This is a genomic window from Pandoraea vervacti, from assembly GCF_000934605.2.
GTDB classification, from domain to species: Bacteria; Pseudomonadota; Gammaproteobacteria; order Burkholderiales; family Burkholderiaceae; genus Pandoraea; species Pandoraea vervacti.
In genome coordinates this window covers 2,200,039-2,217,935 of record NZ_CP010897.2, presented here as the reverse complement: position 1 = coordinate 2,217,935, position 17,897 = coordinate 2,200,039, and the positions used below count along the sequence as shown (strand labels likewise).

The 17,897-nt window shown below is 61.5% G+C and carries 18 protein-coding genes, 2 tRNA genes and 1 pseudogene; 13 read left to right on the top strand and 8 right to left on the bottom strand.

Annotation, left to right across the window (positions count from 1 at the left end; all coding sequences use genetic code 11):
• The first annotated feature begins 8 nt into the window (after positions 1–8).
• The 4 genes from UC34_RS10050 to UC34_RS10035 all read left to right on the top strand — a co-directional run bounded on the left by UC34_RS10050 (position 9) and on the right by UC34_RS10035 (position 3,191).
• On the top strand, positions 9–629 hold the full coding sequence (locus tag UC34_RS10050) for a class I SAM-dependent methyltransferase (RefSeq protein WP_044455424.1): 621 nt from the start codon (positions 9–11) through the stop codon (positions 627–629).
• Between the two features lie 34 nt (positions 630–663).
• Complete coding sequence (gene rffA / locus UC34_RS10045) at positions 664–1,809, top strand: dTDP-4-amino-4,6-dideoxygalactose transaminase (protein ID WP_044455423.1); 1,146 nt, start codon at positions 664–666, stop codon at positions 1,807–1,809.
• A 59-nt stretch (positions 1,810–1,868) separates the two neighbouring features.
• The gene (locus UC34_RS10040; RefSeq protein WP_044455422.1) at positions 1,869–2,231 is read left to right on the top strand and encodes a hypothetical protein; all 363 of its coding nucleotides are present in this window, start codon (positions 1,869–1,871) and stop codon (positions 2,229–2,231) included.
• Between the two features lie 87 nt (positions 2,232–2,318).
• On the top strand, positions 2,319–3,191 hold the full coding sequence (locus UC34_RS10035; RefSeq protein ID WP_044455421.1) for a class I SAM-dependent methyltransferase: 873 nt from the start codon (positions 2,319–2,321) through the stop codon (positions 3,189–3,191).
• A gap of 253 nt (positions 3,192–3,444) precedes the next feature.
• Here UC34_RS10035 and UC34_RS10030 read toward each other — a convergent pair.
• A tRNA-His gene (locus UC34_RS10030) sits at positions 3,445–3,520 on the bottom strand.
• A 237-nt stretch (positions 3,521–3,757) separates the two neighbouring features.
• A complete protein-coding gene (gene dusA / locus UC34_RS10025; RefSeq protein ID WP_072617462.1) occupies positions 3,758–4,771 on the bottom strand; it encodes a tRNA dihydrouridine(20/20a) synthase DusA in 1,014 nt (337 codons plus the stop codon).
• 283 nt (positions 4,772–5,054) lie between these two features.
• Between dusA and UC34_RS10020 the strand changes: the two genes are divergently transcribed.
• Positions 5,055–5,939: an EamA family transporter gene (locus UC34_RS10020; protein WP_044455419.1), complete on the top strand. Its 885-nt coding sequence runs from the start codon at positions 5,055–5,057 to the stop codon at positions 5,937–5,939.
• 106 nt (positions 5,940–6,045) lie between these two features.
• Here UC34_RS10020 and UC34_RS10015 read toward each other — a convergent pair whose 3' ends face one another.
• Positions 6,046–6,741 carry an AraC family transcriptional regulator gene (locus UC34_RS10015; protein WP_218919569.1) on the bottom strand — a complete coding sequence of 232 codons (696 nt, stop codon included), beginning with the start codon at positions 6,739–6,741 and terminating at the stop codon, positions 6,046–6,048.
• 192 nt (positions 6,742–6,933) lie between these two features.
• Here UC34_RS10015 and UC34_RS10010 point away from each other — a divergent pair, with 192 nt between their 5' ends.
• Positions 6,934–7,842, top strand: coding sequence for a DMT family transporter (locus UC34_RS10010; protein ID WP_044455417.1), 909 nt, complete (start codon positions 6,934–6,936; stop codon positions 7,840–7,842).
• 39 nt (positions 7,843–7,881) lie between these two features.
• A complete protein-coding gene (locus tag UC34_RS10005; protein WP_044455416.1) occupies positions 7,882–8,112 on the top strand; it encodes a tautomerase family protein in 231 nt (76 codons plus the stop codon).
• On the opposite strand, the gene UC34_RS10000 is transcribed toward UC34_RS10005, so the two are convergent.
• Both UC34_RS10000 and UC34_RS09995 read right to left on the bottom strand, forming a co-directional pair.
• On the bottom strand, positions 8,109–8,564 hold the full coding sequence (locus UC34_RS10000; RefSeq protein ID WP_044455415.1) for a GNAT family N-acetyltransferase: 456 nt from the start codon (positions 8,562–8,564) through the stop codon (positions 8,109–8,111). The two genes, UC34_RS10005 and UC34_RS10000, sit on opposite strands and share 4 nt — an antisense overlap.
• A 184-nt stretch (positions 8,565–8,748) precedes the next feature.
• Positions 8,749–8,825 (bottom strand) — tRNA-Met (locus UC34_RS09995).
• Positions 8,826–9,017: 192 nt separating this feature from the next.
• Between UC34_RS09995 and UC34_RS09990 the strand changes: the two genes are divergently transcribed.
• The 6 genes and pseudogenes from UC34_RS09990 (at position 9,018) to UC34_RS09965 (ending at position 14,163) form a co-directional block, all read left to right on the top strand.
• Positions 9,018–9,653, top strand: a complete 636-nt coding sequence (locus UC34_RS09990; RefSeq protein ID WP_044457981.1) for an NUDIX hydrolase — start codon at positions 9,018–9,020, stop codon at positions 9,651–9,653.
• Between the two features lie 95 nt (positions 9,654–9,748).
• Complete coding sequence (gene aat / locus UC34_RS09985) at positions 9,749–10,513, top strand: leucyl/phenylalanyl-tRNA--protein transferase (RefSeq protein WP_044455414.1); 765 nt, start codon at positions 9,749–9,751, stop codon at positions 10,511–10,513.
• Positions 10,510–11,298, top strand: a complete 789-nt coding sequence (locus UC34_RS09980; protein ID WP_044455413.1) for an arginyltransferase — start codon at positions 10,510–10,512, stop codon at positions 11,296–11,298. Before aat ends, UC34_RS09980 begins: the two co-directional genes overlap by 4 nt.
• A gap of 164 nt (positions 11,299–11,462) precedes the next feature.
• Complete coding sequence (locus tag UC34_RS09975) at positions 11,463–12,491, top strand: quinone-dependent dihydroorotate dehydrogenase (protein WP_044455412.1); 1,029 nt, start codon at positions 11,463–11,465, stop codon at positions 12,489–12,491.
• 50 nt (positions 12,492–12,541) lie between these two features.
• Positions 12,542–13,339, top strand: a pseudogene (locus tag UC34_RS09970) (transporter substrate-binding domain-containing protein).
• Positions 13,340–13,503: 164 nt separating this feature from the next.
• The gene (locus tag UC34_RS09965; RefSeq protein ID WP_044455411.1) at positions 13,504–14,163 is read left to right on the top strand and encodes an amino acid ABC transporter permease; all 660 of its coding nucleotides are present in this window, start codon (positions 13,504–13,506) and stop codon (positions 14,161–14,163) included.
• A 149-nt stretch (positions 14,164–14,312) separates the two neighbouring features.
• Here UC34_RS09965 and UC34_RS09960 read toward each other — a convergent pair whose 3' ends face one another.
• The 3 genes from UC34_RS09960 to UC34_RS09950 all read right to left on the bottom strand — a co-directional run bounded on the left by UC34_RS09960 (position 14,313) and on the right by UC34_RS09950 (position 17,757).
• Positions 14,313–15,722, bottom strand: a complete 1,410-nt coding sequence (locus tag UC34_RS09960) for a lactate utilization protein B (RefSeq protein ID WP_044455410.1) — start codon at positions 15,720–15,722, stop codon at positions 14,313–14,315.
• A gap of 94 nt (positions 15,723–15,816) precedes the next feature.
• Positions 15,817–16,542 (bottom strand): (Fe-S)-binding protein, encoded by a 726-nt coding sequence (locus tag UC34_RS09955; protein ID WP_044455409.1) that lies wholly within the window; start codon positions 16,540–16,542, stop codon positions 15,817–15,819.
• Positions 16,543–16,632: 90 nt separating this feature from the next.
• Positions 16,633–17,757 (bottom strand): hypothetical protein, encoded by a 1,125-nt coding sequence (locus UC34_RS09950; RefSeq protein ID WP_157123127.1) that lies wholly within the window; start codon positions 17,755–17,757, stop codon positions 16,633–16,635.
• Positions 17,758–17,897: the final 140 nt, after the last annotated feature.

Genomic DNA, 17,897 nt, shown 5'->3' with positions numbered 1-17,897 from the left:
TCGCCGCCATGGCGCAAGTCACTCACGGTATCCGCAGCATTCTGTCGCATCCGGCTGTCTACTCCGGTTTTCAGCGGTTCATGGGAGCGGAACGGGATCGCGCCCATTATGTCAACGAGTATCTGATGGCGAGCAGCGGGATGCGTGTTCTGGACATCGGTTGCGGTCCCGCCGACATACTCGCCCATTTGCCGGACGTCGAATACTACGGCTTCGACATCAGTGAGCGATATATTGCCCAAGCCAATGCTCGATTCTCCGCCCGCAACGCGCGGTTCACATGCGCGATGCTGGACGAGGATAGGCTCGCGGCCTTGCCTCGATTCGACCGGGTCATCGCCATCGGCCTGCTCCACCACCTTGACGACCAGGATGCCGTTGCCGTTCTGCGCATGGTCTCCGCACGCCTCGCGCCGGGCGGCCGCGTAGTGACGCTGGACCCCTGCTTTACCGACGATCAGAATGCCATCGCACGCTGGCTCGTCAAGAGCGACCGGGGCCAGAATGTGCGAACTCGCGAAGGGTACAACGCCATTGCGCAGCAAGCCTTTAGCCGCGTTCGTGCGACAGTCCGTCACAAGTCGTGGATTCCCTACACGCATTGTCATCTCATTTGCGAGCTGGATTGATGCGCGCGTTTTCTCTCTCTCTTACTGCCAGCCCATGAACTCGGAAAACATCGAATTCAATCGCCCATTCATGACGGGCAAGGAACTGGAATACATTTCGCAAGCCAACGAATGGCATCGGCTTGCCGGCGATGGCCCGTTCACCAAGCGCTGCCATGAATGGCTCGAAGCCCGCACGGGCGCCCGCAAGGCGCTATTGACCCACTCATGCACTGCAGCACTTGAGCTAGCCGCCTTACTGCTCGATATTCAGCCGGGTGACGAGATCATCATGCCGTCGTATACGTTCGTCTCGACGGCTAACGCATTCGTCCTGCGCGGAGGCGTCCCTGTATTCGTCGACATCCGTGACGACACGCTGAATCTGGATGAGCGCAAGGTGGAGGACGCCATCACGCCGCGCACCCGGGCAATCGTGCCGGTGCATTATGCGGGGGTTTCGTGCGACATGGACGTTCTCATGGATATCGCGAAGCGTCGCGGCCTCGCCGTTGTGGAAGACGCGACACAAGGTATCGAGTCCACCTACAAGGGCCGAAAGCTGGGCAGCATCGGAACATTCGGGGCACTCAGTTTCCATGAAACAAAAAATGTGATATCCGGCGAAGGTGGTGCGTTGCTCGTCAACGATCCTGCGCATATTCAACGGGCAGAGATCATTCGTGAAAAGGGAACGGACCGAAGCCGATTCTTCCGAGGAGAAGTCGACAAATACACATGGCAGGAGGTGGGTTCGTCCTTCCTGCCGGGGGAATTGATCGCAGCGTTCCTATGGGCTCAGTTCGAGCAGGCCGAAGGCATTACCCGGCAGCGCCTCGATATATGGAATTACTATCATGACGCTCTCGCGCCGCTCGAAGCGAGCGGTGTGCTACGTCGCCCTATTGTCCCAAATGATTGCGAACATAACGCGCACATGTACTACGTATTGCTTGCGGACGGTATCGACCGGCAGACAGTACTCGGTGCGCTCAAGGCTTGCGGAGTGCATTCCGTATTCCACTATGTTCCATTGCACTCGTCCCCTGGCGGGCTGCGCTATGGGCGCACGCACGGTGAGCTGACGACGACCGATCATCACGCTGAACGCCTGGTACGTCTGCCGATGTGGATCGGCCTGACGCCGAACCACCAGGACCACATCGTGCAAGCGCTAGCGCAGACGTGCACGAACCGATAAGCAGGAACTATCAACGCGTCGGCCATCTCGTCGACGTGCAGCGTTGTGTTTAATCAACTATGAAATCGCTTCTTCTCGTCATCCCAGTCGCGCTGCTCGTCGCATACAGCCAGATCATGATCAAATTTCGGGCAGCCGGGGTCGTGGCAGGCGATACGCTGACGTCGAAACTTGCGGTCATGCTGCGCGACCCGCTGATTGTGTCCGCATATGGGGCCGCTTTTCTGGCGTCGATTGCCTGGATGGTCATCGTTACGCGACTCCCGCTCGCTGTTGCATTTCCGATATACATTGGCGTGACATTTGTCATGGTGATCATCGGGGCGCACTGGTTTTTGGGTGAGCAGATCAGCCTGGCTACGGTGACCGCAGCCAGCTTGATCCTCGCGGGCATTACGATTGGCGTCACCGCCGGGCAGTGACCCAGGCCCCGACGCTGCGCTCGTAACACAATACAAAAAAGCGCTCACAGACTCGCAAACATGAACTGCTCGTCACTGATACCGGAAATGAAAGAATGGCTTGAACTCGTTCGGCGGCAGATTGCTGCCAAGGCGCCGGATCTGCTCGAAATCTTCGAGACCTATGCGAACGAAGCGCTTTTCGCACGCCGGTATCTCGACCAGGACCTGAGCGGACTCGCCCAAGGCGCCGAGGTGCTGGAAGTCGGGGCGGGAGCCTATCTGCTGAGCTGCCAACTGGTCCGCGAAGGATTTCGCGTCAGCGCTCTCGAACCCGTGGGCCAAGGATTTTCACTCTTCACAAAGTTTCAAGAGATGGTGCTGTTCGTGGCGCGGCAGGCGAATTGCGTCCCCACGATCATTGCCAGTCCGGGCGAATCGCTCGACATCGTCAACCGCTTCGATTTTGCTTTTTCCATTAACGTGATGGAGCACGTCAGCGACGTTGGGTGTGTCGTGGACCGTGTCGGACGCAGTCTTCGTGATGGCGCGTCATATCGGTTTACCTGTCCGAACTACACGTTTCCGTACGAACCGCACTTCAATATTCCGACACTGTTCAGCAAGCGCCTTACCGAGCGATTGATGCACCGTCGGATATTCGAATACGACAACCTTCCCGATCCTGCGGGAACGTGGCGCTCCCTGAATTGGATAACGGTTGGCACGATCGAACGGGCGACGCGCGCGCATCCGGAACTGAAGGTCCGCTTTAATCGCGATATGCTGACGGATACTTTCATACGCGTTACGTCCGACCCCATTTTTGCGGCAAGGCGCTCGCCCTTGATGCGGCACCTCATCACCGCGCTTGTTCGCAGCGGCCTTCATCGCCTGCCCTCTTTCCTGCCGGCTGCGGCCCTTCCAACCATAGACTGCCGCATTCAAAAGATCGTGAACTTGGGCTCCACACGTCAGTGACGCTCAATTCGGCGAGCGAACGACGCGCGCCGTCCTTTTCCGACACAGCGGCCCGCACCCCAATGGTTTTGCACCCCGCGCGGCAGGATGCGATGCGTATCCAATGCAGCACGCGCGATCAGATCATTAGCGCGAAATAGCATACGGCGAAGGCAACGCAGCAGAAAGCGGAGAAATTTGACGCTTATCAGGGGTAACTTTCCCGAATTAGGAAAATGAGAAGCACTTAGTGCTTTGAACTACAAGGGAATTTTGGGGTGACCGATGGGACTCGAACCCACGACGACTGGAATCACAATCCAGGACTCTACCAACTGAGCTACGGCCACCGCCGTGATCAGCGCCTTGACTTGCTCGCTGAACAGAAACAAGATTATAGCGACGTTTTTATCGCGCTGCCAACACTTTTTTCACTTCTTCGAAATATTCCTTCCCTTCCGTGCGCGTTCGATGCGCGACATGGTCATCTCGCGCGGCGAACGCTCGGCGTCAAGCGCTGCCATTTCAGCGTCGATAGCATGACGTGCACGACGACGGGGACAAGTCAACGCGTCACGCGACGCTCGTCATGCCGCGGTCACCGACGCCGTATCGTCGCGTTCGTTGAATGCCCCGGCACGGAGCTGCGCCCGCGCTTCCTCGAATGCGCTCACGCCTGCTTTGAGACGCTTCGGATCCGACAGCACGCGGCGCCACCCGCGTGCACCCGGCACGCCCCGATACAGCCCGAGCGCATGACGGGTGATCGCACCGAGATATTGACCACGCTCGACCTGCGACGCCGCGTATTCGATCAGCGCGTCCTCGACCACCTCACGTGACTTCACAGGCGCCGTGTCACCGTAAAAGCGCGCATCCACCTCCGCAAGCACATACGGGTTGTGATACGCCTCGCGCCCCAGCATCACGCCGTCCACATGCTGAAGGTGCAGTTCAATTTCGTCGAGCGTCTTCACGCCGCCGTTAATCAGAATTTCAAGGTGAGGGAATACCTGTTTGAGACGATACGCATAGTCGTATTTCAGCGGCGGAATCTCGCGGTTTTCTTTCGGGCTCAAGCCTTTCAGGATGGCATTGCGCGCATGCACGATAAAGGTTGAACACCCAGCCTCGGCAATTTTGCCGACGAAGTCTTCCACGAATGAGAACGACTCGACGTCGTCGATACCGATGCGATGCTTGACGGTCACGGGCACCTGCACCACGTCGCGCATCGCCTTGACGCAATCGGCCACCAACGCCGGCTCCGCCATCAGACAAGCACCGAACGCCCCACGCTGCACACGCTCCGACGGGCACCCGCAGTTGAGGTTGATCTCGTCGTACCCCCACTGCTCGCCAAGCTTGGCCGCGCGCGCCAGGTCCTGCGGCTCGCTGCCGCCAAGCTGCAACGCGACAGGATGCTCCACCGCATCGAAATCGAGATGACGTGCGACATCCCCATGCAACAGGGCTCCTGTCGTCACCATCTCGGTGTATAGCCACGTATGACGCGAAAGCTGACGGTGGAAGACACGACAATGGCGATCCGTCCAATCCATCATCGGGGCCACGCTGACGCGGCGGGGAGGTAAAGTCATGCAAATTCCTCAGATACGGAAAACGCCGTCTCGCCAACGCACCCGCCACCGGTCCGAACAGACCCGTTGGGTGATTTGAGACAGCGTTTCTGGATGTACGAAACGCAAAGTATACGTCATGCCCTTCTCTGCCGCCGACGCCGGAGGAACCGCCCGCCCCGCCGGCGCGCTGTGAGAAGGACCGTCGGACAGCTTTCTCAGCAGGACACGTCGACGCGCCGGGAGTACACTCTCGCCCTGCGTCGATAACAAATTAACGAATACCGCCCAAGGAGATGCCCGCATGACACCGAAGGACCTCTTGCAGGCACTCATCGTGGTACTCGCCTGGGGCGTGAACTTCGTTGTCATCAAGGTCGGCCTGCATGGCGTGCCGCCCATGCTCCTGGGCGCACTGCGATTCCTGCTCGCCGCCTTCCCTGCCATCCTCTTCGTCAGGCGCCCACAAGTGCCGCTGAAATGGCTCATCGCCTACGGCGCGACGATCTCGTTCGGACAATTCGCGTTACTCTTTACCGCAATGTACGTAGGCATGCCCGCCGGACTGGCGTCGCTGGTGCTGCAAGCGCAAGCCTTCTTTACGTTGGGACTCGCAGTGCTGTGCCTCGGCGAGCGCTTTCGCGCGCAAAACATCGTCGGTCTGTTGATCGCTGCGACAGGCCTGACCGTCATCGGCATGCAGGGCGGCGGCGACATGACGCTGATCGGCTTCGTGCTGACGTTGTGCGCATCGCTCAGCTGGGCGACGGGCAACATCGTCACGAAAAAGATCGGCAACGTCGATCTGGTCGGACTCGTTGTCTGGGCCAGCCTCATTCCCCCCATTCCCTTTGCATTGCTCTCCTATTGGTTTGAAGGCCCGCAACAAATTGCCGCTTCGCTCACGCACATTCCGGCATCCTCGGTCTTCGCAATTGCCTATCTCGCCTTCATCGCAACACTCGTCGGCTACTCGCTCTGGGGACGACTGATGACTCGTTACCCCGCCAGTCAGGTCGCGCCATTCTCCTTGCTTGTGCCGATCATCGGCCTCGCATCGGCCGCGCTGCTGCTCGATGAACAACTCACCTCGGCGCAGATCGCCGGCGCCGCGCTCGTCATGGCCGGCCTGGTCATCAACGTTTTCGGCGCACGCATCAAGCAACGCCTGCTGCCTTCGGCGCGTTAAATCTGTATGTGAGCCTGTGTTTAAGCCTGTGTTTGAGCCTGCATGTGAGCCTGTACAGATCACACCCGACGGCAGCATGGACTAGCGCAGCGGCGTCGCCACCGCCCTACCCCCAGTCTTGCGTCGAGATGAACGACGGGCTAGTGCCCGTCTGACGCCGAAACATCGCAATGAAGGCGGACGGCGTGCTGTATCCCAGATCGTCCGCAATACGCTGCACCGGTTTCCCCTCTTCGATCTGCGACAACGCGATCACGAGTTTGAGTCGCTGCCGCCACTCGTTGAACGATATCCCCATGCTCGACTGAAAACGCCGCGACACGGTACGCTCCGTTGCGCCCAGACTTTCCGCCCAGTCGGCAAGCGAGCGGCGGTCGCTCGGATGGCTTTGCAACGCGTCCGTAATCGGCCGCACCAGCGGATCGTCCGACACCGGCAGATAACTGTCGCGGCGCGGCGCCTTACGCAGTTGGTCCATCAGCACCCGAGCCAGACGCAGATCATCCTCGCCCTGCGGCGTCATCACGTCCCGGGACAGAAAGTCGGAAAAGATCACCCGGATCAACGGGCTGAGCGCCAACGTACACGCCGTCTCCGGCATGTCGCGACACCCGTCGTGATCGATGTAGATCGTGACGAACCTGACGCTCTGCCGATTGTGACAACGATGAGACGCCTGCGCCGGTATCCAGGTCGCGTAATGCGGCGGCGAGAGAAAGTGCTTCCCCTCCACGATCACCTCCATCACCCCGGTCAGCGCAAACCCGACCTTCCCCCACGGCTGGCGTCTCGATTCGAACACCTGCCCACCCTCGAAGGTCGCAGACCGGAACGTCAAAGGCGCCGGTTCTGGCAACACGCCGCTCAGTTGGCTCCAAGCAGCTTGTCGGTCTTGTCCGGTTTGATCCATGTTTGTCTGAAAGTCGTTATATAACGATAAAAAGATATTCGCTATTCTAGCCTCACTGTGCCATTTCGCATTTGAGGCTTTCGAATGAATCCCGGTTATCTCCTTCTTTGCCTGCTGGCCGTGGGCATCTGGGCGGGCAATGCCATCGTCGGCAAGCTCGCCGCCGGCGCGATTCCGCCCGGCACCATTGCGTTCGACAGGTGGTTGATCGCTTTTCTCGTTCTGACGCCTTTCGTCGCGAAGCGTGTCTGGCAATATCGCGCGACGATCCGCGCGCAACTTCCCCGGCTCGCGCTGCTCGGCCTGCTTGGCATGGCCACGTGTCAGGGCCTCGCGTACTACGCCGCGAGCTACACGTCTGCCACGAACATCGGCATCCTGTTGTCTCTCGTGCCGCTGCTCACACTCCTGATTGGTGTCGCACTGTTTCGCGACTTGCCGTCACGACGCGCCATGCTGGGCGTCGCGATCTCGTTCGCGGGGATTGTGCTTGTCATCGGCAAAGGCGATCCCCGTGCGCTGCTGTCGCAGGGTGTGGGACGCGGCGACGCCATGATGCTCGTCGCGGCGCTATCCGTGGCGGCTTACGGCGTGCTGCTCAAGCGCTGGGCAAGCGCATTGCCAACGTTCACGTCGATCTACGTGCAAATGGCGTTCGCGTTGATTTTCTTGCTGCCGGGCATGTGGCTCGAACCGGCGATGACGTATTCCGCACCGAACGTTGCGATGGTGCTCTACGCGGCGATTCCGGGATCGATCGTGGCGCCCTATGCGTGGATGATGTCGGTCAGCCATCTGGGTGCGAATCGAGCGAGCATTTTCATGAACCTCATTCCCATCGCCACCGCGCTGGCCGCAGCGCTGCTGCTGCGCGAGACCTTGCATGGCTATCACCTGGTCGGCGGGGGACTGACGATCCTCGGTGTGGCGCTGAGCCAGACCCGCGCACGCCGCATGGCACAACGCCCGGCAGCGGCACCCGTCAAGGGATGAATTTTTTCACCGACTTGCATCAGCGACAGGAGACACCCCATGCAGCACGTCATCGTGAAGTTGTCCGAAGGACGCAGTGAACATCAGAAACAGGATCTGGCCGATCGCATCACCGAGACGTTGCAGACCGTGCTGGGCGTTGAAGCCAACGCGATTTCCATCGCGGTACAGGATGTGTCGCCCGCGCTCTGGTACGACGCCGTCTATCGCCCCGAGATCGAGGAAAAGAAGGGCTACCTCTACAAGAAGCCGGGATACTGCCCGCGTTAAGGCGCAGCCTCCGCCGTTGCGAGGCGCATGTGCAATATCGGGAATGGCCGCCCTTGCCCGTCGAGCGCCGAGCGGCCGATCACTTCGAATCCCTCGCGCTGGTAAAACGCCAGCGCCTGCGGATTCTGTTCGTTGACGTCGACACGCGTGCAATCGAGCTCGCGCACGGCATAGGCCAGCAGCGCGGCACCGATCCCCTGGCGGCGCGCCTCGGGCGCCACGAACAACATCTCCACATTGCCCGGCGACACGCCGAGGAAGCCGCGAATGACGCCAGCGTCGTCGCGAAATACGCGCAACGTTACCGCACGCAGATATTCATTGCGAATGCGCGGACGCAGCCAGGCAATATCGTCGTCGCTCAGGAATTCGTGCGTCGCGCGCACGGAGGCTTCCCAGAGTTCGGTAATGGCGTCGAATTCGTCTTCGTGCGCGATATAGATGCCGGACATGGAGACCTCGCGGGTTTAGCAGATATCGATGGTTCACACAATGTCGCGTCCATGCCGCACCGATTCCGCACGATCGCGGCATGAGGGCCCTCATCGGACCTTTCATCGGGGGGGCTTACATCGGACTCCACAGCGACAGAAACGCAAAAAGCCTGATTTCTTGAAGAAATCAGGCTTTCGAATTTGGTTGCGGGGACAGGATTTGAACCTGTGACCTTCGGGTTATGAGCCCGACGAGCTGCCAGACTGCTCCACCCCGCGTCTGAAGAATTAGATTATATGACAATTGCCATCGCAGTGCAACATGACAGGCCGAATATTTTCCCGGCGCGCCTTCCCATGTCGAAGGAAACCGCCATGCAGGCCAACGTTCGCCCCAACACACGGGTTATCCCGGCACCCGGCGTGCGTCGCCGCACAGCGCGCGTTGCCGATGATACACTCGCAGCAACCATGAACCGACGTCCTCCCACCCAATTCTGTTCCGCCTGCGGCCATCCGGTCGAGCTGCGCATTCCGCCCGGTGACAACCGCGAGCGGCATGTGTGCACCCATTGCGGCGCCATCCACTATCAGAACCCGCGCAACGTGCTCGGCACGGTGCCTGTGTGGGGCGATCAGGTGTTGCTGTGCAAGCGCGCCATCGAGCCGAGGCTCGGGTACTGGACACTGCCGGCCGGGTTCATGGAAATCGGGGAGACGACGTCGCAGGCTGCTGCACGCGAAACGCTGGAAGAAGCGGGCGCCATCGTCGATGTCGGTGCGCTGTTCTCGCTACTCAACGTGCCGCATGTGAATCAGGTCCACATCTTCTATCTGGCACAAATGCGCGAGCCGCAATTTGCCGCGGGTGAAGAGAGTCTCGAAGTCGCCCTGTTCTCGGAAGACGAAATCCCGTGGGACGACATTGCGTTCCCGACCGTTGCCAAGACACTGCGATATTTTTTCGAAGACCGCCGTGCAGGTGCGTTCGGCGTGCACCTCGAAGCCTCCACGCCCGACGCCGCGATGCCGGGCGTCCCTGTCCCGTCGTTGCCCGTGCATACGGCGCACACCGAGGACATTCTCACGCCGATGCTGCGTGTCTGAACGCGTCGGGGCTCGCGTCGCCATGCGCATCGACCGGGTCGACTTCATCGGTAATGCGGTGAAGTCGGCGCAAATCCCGCAACGCTAACGTCGCCATGGTCGTCTGGCTCGAAGCAAACGATCCCTTCCCCTCGGTCGACGAGGCACTCGACGCGTCGAGCGACGCGCCCGGATTGCTCGCCGCCGGACTCGATCTCTCGCCGCAACGGCTGCTTGCCGCTTATCGGCAAGGCATCTTCCCCTGGTACTCGCAAGGCCAGCCGGTGCTCTGGTGGAGTCCCGATCCGCGTATGGTGCTGCGCCCGGAAAATTTCGTCGTCAGCCACAACTTCCGCAAGTTGCTGCGCCGCGTAATCCGCGAAGACGCCTGGGAAATTCGCCTCGATGCCGATTTCCCCGCGGTCATGCAGGCGTGCGCCGAGGCGCCGCGCCGGGGGCAGGACGGCACGTGGATCACCCCGGCGATCGTCGCCGCCTACCGCGCCCTCCACGACGCCGGCCTCGCGCACAGCGTGGAGACGTTCTACGAGGGGGAGCGCGTCGGCGGTCTTTATGGCGTGGCGCTCGGTCGCATGTTTTATGGCGAATCGATGTTCGCCAGGCGCACCGACGCCTCGAAAATCGCGCTCGCGGCACTCGTCGCGTTTGCACGCACACACGCAATAGAGGTGATAGACTGCCAGCAAAGTACCGCTCACCTGGCGTCGCTTGGCGGGGGTGAAATTCCTCGCGAGACCTTTCTGGCGCATGTGAAAAAGGCGGTCATGGCCCCCGCGCCGGTCTGGCGTCTGGACAAGCAGACGCTCAGCGCACTGGCCTACGGTAACGCAGCAGACAAGGCTCACGAGGTTTCGCAGTGACCCATCCGAACGAACTGCCGCTCTCTCCGCTGTCCGCCCTTCAGTTCTACGCAACGGCGCCCTATCCCTGCAGCTATCTGGATAACCACACGGCGCGCTCGCAGGTGGCCACGCCCAGCCATCTGATCAACTCCGACGTCTACAGTGAACTCGTACGCTCGGGGTTTCGCCGCAGCGGCGTATTCACGTATCGTCCTTATTGCGACGGATGCCGGGCCTGCGTTCCGGTCCGAGTGCCAATTGCGCGCTTCGTCCCCAACCGCACACAGCGACGGATCTGGAAGCGTCACGCCTCGCTTGCCGTGAATGTCTCCGGGCTGCATTACACCGAAGAGCATTACCAGCTCTACATGCGCTATCAGTCGCGACGCCACGCCGGCGGCGGCATGGATCACGACAGCCGCGAACAGTACGAGCAGTTCCTGCTGCAAAGCCGCGTGAACTCGCGCCTCGTGGAGTTTCGCGAGCCACCGGGCCATCAGGGGGCGGGCACGCTTCGCATGATCAGCATGGTCGACATCCTCAGCGATGGCCTGTCGTCCGTCTATACGTTCTTCGATCCGGATGTCGAAGGCGCGTCCTACGGCACGTACAACATTCTTTGGCAGATCGAGCAGGCGCGCGCGCTCGGCTTGCCGCACGTCTACCTCGGCTACTGGATCCAGCAAAGCCGCAAGATGGTCTACAAGGCGAATTTCCGCCCGTTGCAAGGTCTGATCGACGGCCAATGGCAGGACATGCCGGAGGCCATGCTCGATACCGCCGGGCAGGCACCTCAGTCGTAGTCATGGCGCGCTGTCGAGTGTACAAGCCGCCGACAGTGCGCATCGCGTTCATCGACACGCCAAACATCTCGCGAACGAGAGTACGCAGAGCGTAGAAAAAGACACGCTTCGGCGCCGGGATACCGGTAAAATGGCGACTTTCCGATTCTGCCGACCCCGACATCGTGCTTGCGCCCCTCTATCCTCTGGCTCGCCGCGCCCTGTTCTGTCTTGATGCCGAACAAGCCCACCATCTGACACTGGCCACGCTGCGCGGCGCCGCCTCGCTCGGCCTGGCCGGTCTCGTCGGTCAGACGCTGCCCGAAGACCCGCGCACGGTCATGGGCATTCGCTTCCCGAACCCGGTCGGCCTCGCGGCGGGTCTGGACAAGGACGGCAGTTGCATCGACGGCCTCGCAGCGCTCGGCTTCGGTTTCGTGGAAGTGGGAACGGTCACGCCGCGAGCGCAAGCCGGCAATCCGAAGCCGCGCATTTTCCGTCTGCCGCAAGCCGAAGCGATCATCAACCGGATGGGCTTCAACAACGGCGGCGTGGAGCAGTTCCTGCAAAACGTGCAATCGGCTCGCTACAAGGGGCCGCTGGGCCTGAACATCGGCAAGAACGCCGACACGCCGATAGAGCGCGCTGTCGACGACTACCTCATCTGCCTCGAAAAGGTCTACCCGTACGCCACGTACGTAACGGTCAACATCTCGTCTCCCAACACCAAGAACCTGCGTCAACTGCAAGGCGGCGACGAACTCGATGCCCTGCTCGGCAAGCTCAAGGACAAGCAGCGCGCGCTATCCGATCGCCACGGCAAATACGTGCCGATCGCGCTGAAGATCGCGCCGGACCTCGACGACGAACAGATCAAAGTCATCGCCGGCACGCTAACGCGTCATGGCTTCGATGGCGTGATCGCCACGAACACCACGCTCTCGCGTGAAGCCGTTGCCGGCCTGCCTTATGCCAGCGAAACCGGGGGCTTGTCGGGACGCCCGGTGTTCGATGCGTCGAATCGCGTGATCCGCGCGCTCGCCACCGAACTGGGCGGCGCCCTGCCGATCATTGGCGTAGGCGGCATCCTGTCGGGCGCCGACGCGCAGGCCAAGCTCGATGCCGGCGCCAGTCTGGTCCAGGTGTACAGCGGCCTGATTTACCGCGGCCCCGAGCTGGTGCGAGAATGCGTGCAAGCGCTGCGCACGGTCTGACCGACCAGGCGCTGCGTCCCATTCATCGACACAGGGAAAAACCAGACATCATGAAATCCTGGCTCAAGACGCTCTGCCTCGTTCCGCTGGCTGCCGCCGCGCTGATCGGCACCTCCCCCGCCCGCGCGGCCGACCTGCTCGACACCGTGAAGTCTGCGGGCGTCCTGAAGATCGGCATCGAGGGCACCTATCCGCCTTTCAACTATCGCGACAAGTCCGGACAGCTCGACGGCTTTGACGTCGATGTCGCCAAGGCCGTCGCCCAGCGACTCGGCGTGAAACCCCAGTTCGTCACCACCGAATGGAGCGGCATCATCGGCGGGCTTCAGGCCGGCAAGTTCGACGTCATCGTCAATTAGGTCGCAATCACCGACGAGCGCAAGAAGTCGCTGGACTTCAGTGAGCCTTACACGTATTCGGCGGCACAGCTGATTCGCCGCAAGGACGACAAGCGCGAGTTCAAGACGCTCGACGCGCTCAAGGGACACAAGCTTGGCGTGAGCCTGGGCAGCAACTACGACAAGATGGCCAAGGCCGTGCCGGGGATCGACGTGCGGACCTATCCGGGCGCGCCCGAATATCTCGCCGACCTCGCCGCCGGCCGTGTCGACGCGGCGCTCAACGACCAGTTGATGATGGCGTACCTGCTTGAAAACGCGAAGCTGCCGCTCGAAGCCGGGGCAGTGCTGCCCGGCACCAATCAGGCAGTCGGTATTCCGTTCCGCAAGGGCAATCCGAAATTCGCCAAGGCCATCGACGACGCTCTGACGGGCATGAAGCAGGACGGCTCGCTCGCCAAGCTCGCGCAGAAGTGGTTCGGCAAGGACACGTCCAAGCCCGCGCAGTAAATACGCAAGCCGCGTAGCGACGTGCTTCACGTACCGGCCGCACGACTTCATGCAGGTCGCGCGGCATCGGGTCGCGAAGGCGTCACCCCGGCCGGCATCTCGCCCATTTCGCGAATGCCGGCCGTCGTCTTTCTGCTTCACGACACTTCATCAGACATCCCCCCATGAATCCATTCGAACTTGCTGCCCAGTCCTTGCCAGTGCTGTTGCAGGGCACCGTGCTCACGATCAAGTTTGCCTTGATGTCGATGGTGTTCGGCCTGGCGATCGGCATTCTTGTCGCGGTCATGGGCATCGGCAAGGTGCGGGTGCTGCGCGCGATTGCGCGGGCCTACGTCAGCATCATGCGCGGGACCCCGCTGCTGGTGCAGATCTTCGTGATCTATTACGGCCTGCCCGGCATTGGCATTTCGCTCGAACCGACGCCGGCCGGCGTGCTCACGCTCAGCCTGAATGTCGGCGCCTATTTGTCCGAGAGCATGCGGGGTGCGCTCGAAGGCATGCCTCGCGGCCAGTGGCTGGCCGCGTATAGCCTGGGGTTGTCGTACTGGCAAACGTTGCGTTACATCATTGCACCGCAGGCGCTGCGGATCGCCGTGCCGAGCCTTGGCAACAGTCTGATCAGTCTCATCAAGGACACGTCGCTCGTCTCGGTCATCACCGTGACGGAGCTGTTGCGCTCTGCACAGGAAGTGATCGCCTCGACGTATCAGCCCCTGCCGCTATACCTGGCGTGTGCCGCCATTTATTGGGTCCTGTCGACGGGATTGTCGGCGTTGCAACGACGCATCGAAAAGCGTCTCGCGTTGCCCGCGCGCACCTGAGCGGCGCCGGGGAACCATTAAGACGGTTAAGACCGCCAAGGCAGCTACGCTGCGGACGCAAAAAAAGCTGGCGCTCCTTCGGGAGGCCAGCTTTTTTTCATTCGACGGCGGTCGACCGATACGTCCGGCGCACGTGCCGGACTCACGATTTATCGCGGTGCGCGACGCTCGCGATACATGGCACGGAACGTCTTGCCGCTCGGCGCCGGCATCTCCCGCGTATCGGTCCAGCCGCCCGCAAAGGGCAGCTTCGAGATACTGCCGCGATCGCGCCCCATGCGCTTGAGTGCCCAGGATCCAAGGCCGGAGAGCGCTGCGTACAGTCGCGGACGTCGAGCCGCAAAGGCCCACGCCGCCAACGCCGCACGTTCTTGCCATGGCCGCAGCCCCCGATCCACCTGCCGCTCGCGCAGCTTGCGCAGCAAGTCGGAAATCGGAATTCCCACCGGACACACGCGATTGCACTCACCGCACAACGTGGCAGCCTGCGGCAGATCGAGCGTCTTCTCCAGCCCCACATAGCTCGGCGTCAGCACCGAGCCCATCGGCCCCGGATACACCCAACCATACGCATGCCCGCCGATCTTCTGATACACCGGGCAGTGGTTCATGCAAGCACCGCAACGAATGCAACGCAGCATCTCCTGGAACGCGCCGCCGATGAGGCCCGAGCGCCCGCCGTCGACCAGCACGAAATACATGTGGTCGGGACCGTCGACTTCGCCCTCGGCGCGAGTGCCGGTGAGCAGCGAGAAATAGTTCGACGTGCCCTGCCCCGTCGCCGAGCGGGGCAGAAGACGCATGGCCGTGGCCAGATCTTCGAGCGTAGGCAGGACCTTCTCGATCCCCGTCACCGCTACGTGAACGCGCGGCATGATCGTACACATGCCCTCGTTGCCTTCGTTGGTCACCACGGCGACCGACCCCGTCTCGGCCACGAGGAAGTTGCCCCCGGTCACCCCCATGTCCGCCGACAGGAATTGCGGACGGAGCATCTCGCGCGCCTCGCGCGTCATCAACGGAATCTCCGTCAGACGCGGCTTCTGGTGCACACGCGCGAACAGGTCGGCGACCTCGTCCTTGTCCTTGTGCACGACCGGCGCAATGATGTGCGACGGCGGTTCGTTGTCATTGATCTGAAGAATGTATTCGCCGAGGTCCGTTTCCACGGACTGCACGCCCATGTCGGCGAGCACCTTGTTGAGTTGCAACTCTTCGGTGACCATCGACTTCGACTTGATCACCTTCTTCACGTCGTGCTTGCGCGCAATCTCCGCAATGAGGCGTGCCGCGTCCTGCGTGGACTCGGCGAAGAGCACCGTTGCGCCGCGCCGCGTGGCTTCGCGCTCGAAGATTTCCAGCCACACATCGAGATTTTCGATGCCGCGATTGCGTCGCTCCTTGAGCGCCTCACGCGTGGCCTCGAAGTCGATTTCCTCGATGGCGGCGGCGCGCGCCGTCACGAACTTTGTGGAGAGCTTCTTGAGGTTGGCCTGCAGGCGCTGGTCCGCGAGCTTCTGCCCGGCGCGCGCCTTGAATTGCATCGATTGAACTTGCATCGCAACTCACGAGAGGTGGAGACTGACCGGGCACGCGAACGCGAGCACGTGCACGGATCGGATGATCGGGAGGACCGCAAGCATGAGGCCGCGATTACGCATCGCCGGCGAGCACCTGCGCAATGTGGAGCACGCGCGTTTTGGTGTCGCCCGTGCGGCGCAGACGCCCTTCGATGTTCAGCATGCAGCCCAGATCGCCGAGCACGACGGCCGGGGCGCCGCTTGCCGCGATATTGGCGCACTTCTCGTCGACGATGGCCGTCGAGATGTTGCCGTATTTCAGGGCAAACGTGCCGCCAAAGCCGCAACACGCCTGGCAGTCCTTCATCTCGGTCACCTTCACGCCCGGCATCTTGGCGAGCAGCGCACGCGGCTGCGACTTGACGCCAAGCTCACGCAGGCCGGAGCATGAATCGTGATACGTCACTTCGCCGTTGTAGTCGCCGGGCACCGTGTCGATGTGCAGTACGTTGACCAGGAAGTCGGTGAGCTCGTACACCCGCGGGCGCAAGCGCTCGTAGCGACCCATGAGTTCCGGATCGTCGGCAAAGAGATCACCGTAATGCGCCTTGACCATGCCGCCGCACGATCCCGAGGGGACGACGACGTAATCGAAGGACTCGAATTCGTCGAGGAACTTCTGCGCGAGATCGCGGGCGATGGCCCGCTCGCCGGAGTTGTACCCCGGCTGGCCGCAACAGGTCTGGGAATCGGGAATCACGACTTCGCAGCCGGCTGTCTCGAGCAGCTTGAGCGTGGAAAAGCCAATCTCCGGCCGCATCATGTCGATCAGACACGTGACAAACAGTCCGACGCGCATTGGGGGAATCCTCTTTTCGGGAATAATGCGCCATTATAAGTCGCTGGGCCGAACCGGCCCAGCGTGGATTCCCGCATATCGCGCGAGCGCTTACACCCGATGCGTCGGATGCTGACTGTAGTAGCCCCACGAGTTCGCACGCTCAGGAGGCGGGCGGCTCGCAGACCGGGAGGCGCCTGCGCCGGCTGTCGCGACCTGCCTGCCGCAAGAATGGGCGTCCTGCGCGGCGATGACCCGCTGCAGGTCCGCTCTCATGACATCGAACTTTTCGCTGAGACTGTCGAGGCGGTTTTCCACCCGATCGATTCGTCCGTCGAGACCGTCGAATCGGCGCTCGATGCCATCGATCCGATTGCTCAGCCGCATCTCCAGCGATGCGAACTGCCGGGCGGTGGTGCTCTCAAGCTGATCGAGCCGACGCATCGTGTCCTGCTGCCCGTCCTTGAGCACGCCCAGCGTGTCCCACATCATGTCGTCCAGACGTTGCGAAGCGCTTGCCTGAATCCCTTCCAGATACGTTCTCATTTCCGTCTCCTCATTCCTCAACCATTGCTTTGTCGACTCCAGCATGCTCTCGGTCGCCTTCCAGCCGCGCTCGCGATCGAAGCCGCGAATGCTGCCCAGACTCACGATACGAATGAGCATCGTCACGGCGAATCCGATGACCGCGATGGCCAGGCCTACCTTCGCAAGCGCCAGTGCCGCAACAGTCGCCGCCGCCAGATACAGGCCACCCGAGAGCGAAAATCGTTTGCCATAGTGCTTCTTGTCGGGCCAGACCTGTTTGGACGCGAGTCCCACCGCCCGACGGGCATCGGCAAGACACCGACTGGTCTGCGCGATAAGCGCCGAGCAGTCCGCCTTGACGCCGGCATACGCCGCACGCTCGTCGGACGGGCTGACAAACGTGTCGCGCGCAAGATTCGCGGCGCGATCACAAATTCGTTCGCAATGTCCAATCGCCTCCTCCTCCTTGATCAGCACTTCGTTCAGGCGCTCCAGAATTTCCCGGAACCGGCGGGCGGACGGCGTCAGTCGATCCGGATGACGAACGTCGAGTTGATCGCGCACCCGCGAGTACGCGCCGTGTTGCCCGATGGACGATGGATAGCGCCAGCACCCATCCCACAGTCCGCCCTTCCAGTAGCCGGACGTCGCCTTCCTGTACGACTTGTCGAACGCCGCCCCCAACTCCCCGATATCCTGGGTGCTCATCCCCAGACGCGATCTGGCGTTCGCGATACTGGCGAACCTGCCGGCGATTTCCGCGCGTTTTTCGGCGATCGACGACCTCGCGCCGGTCTGACTGACGGCGTCGACTTGCACCCGCTTTTGCCTCACAGGCCATTTCGCAA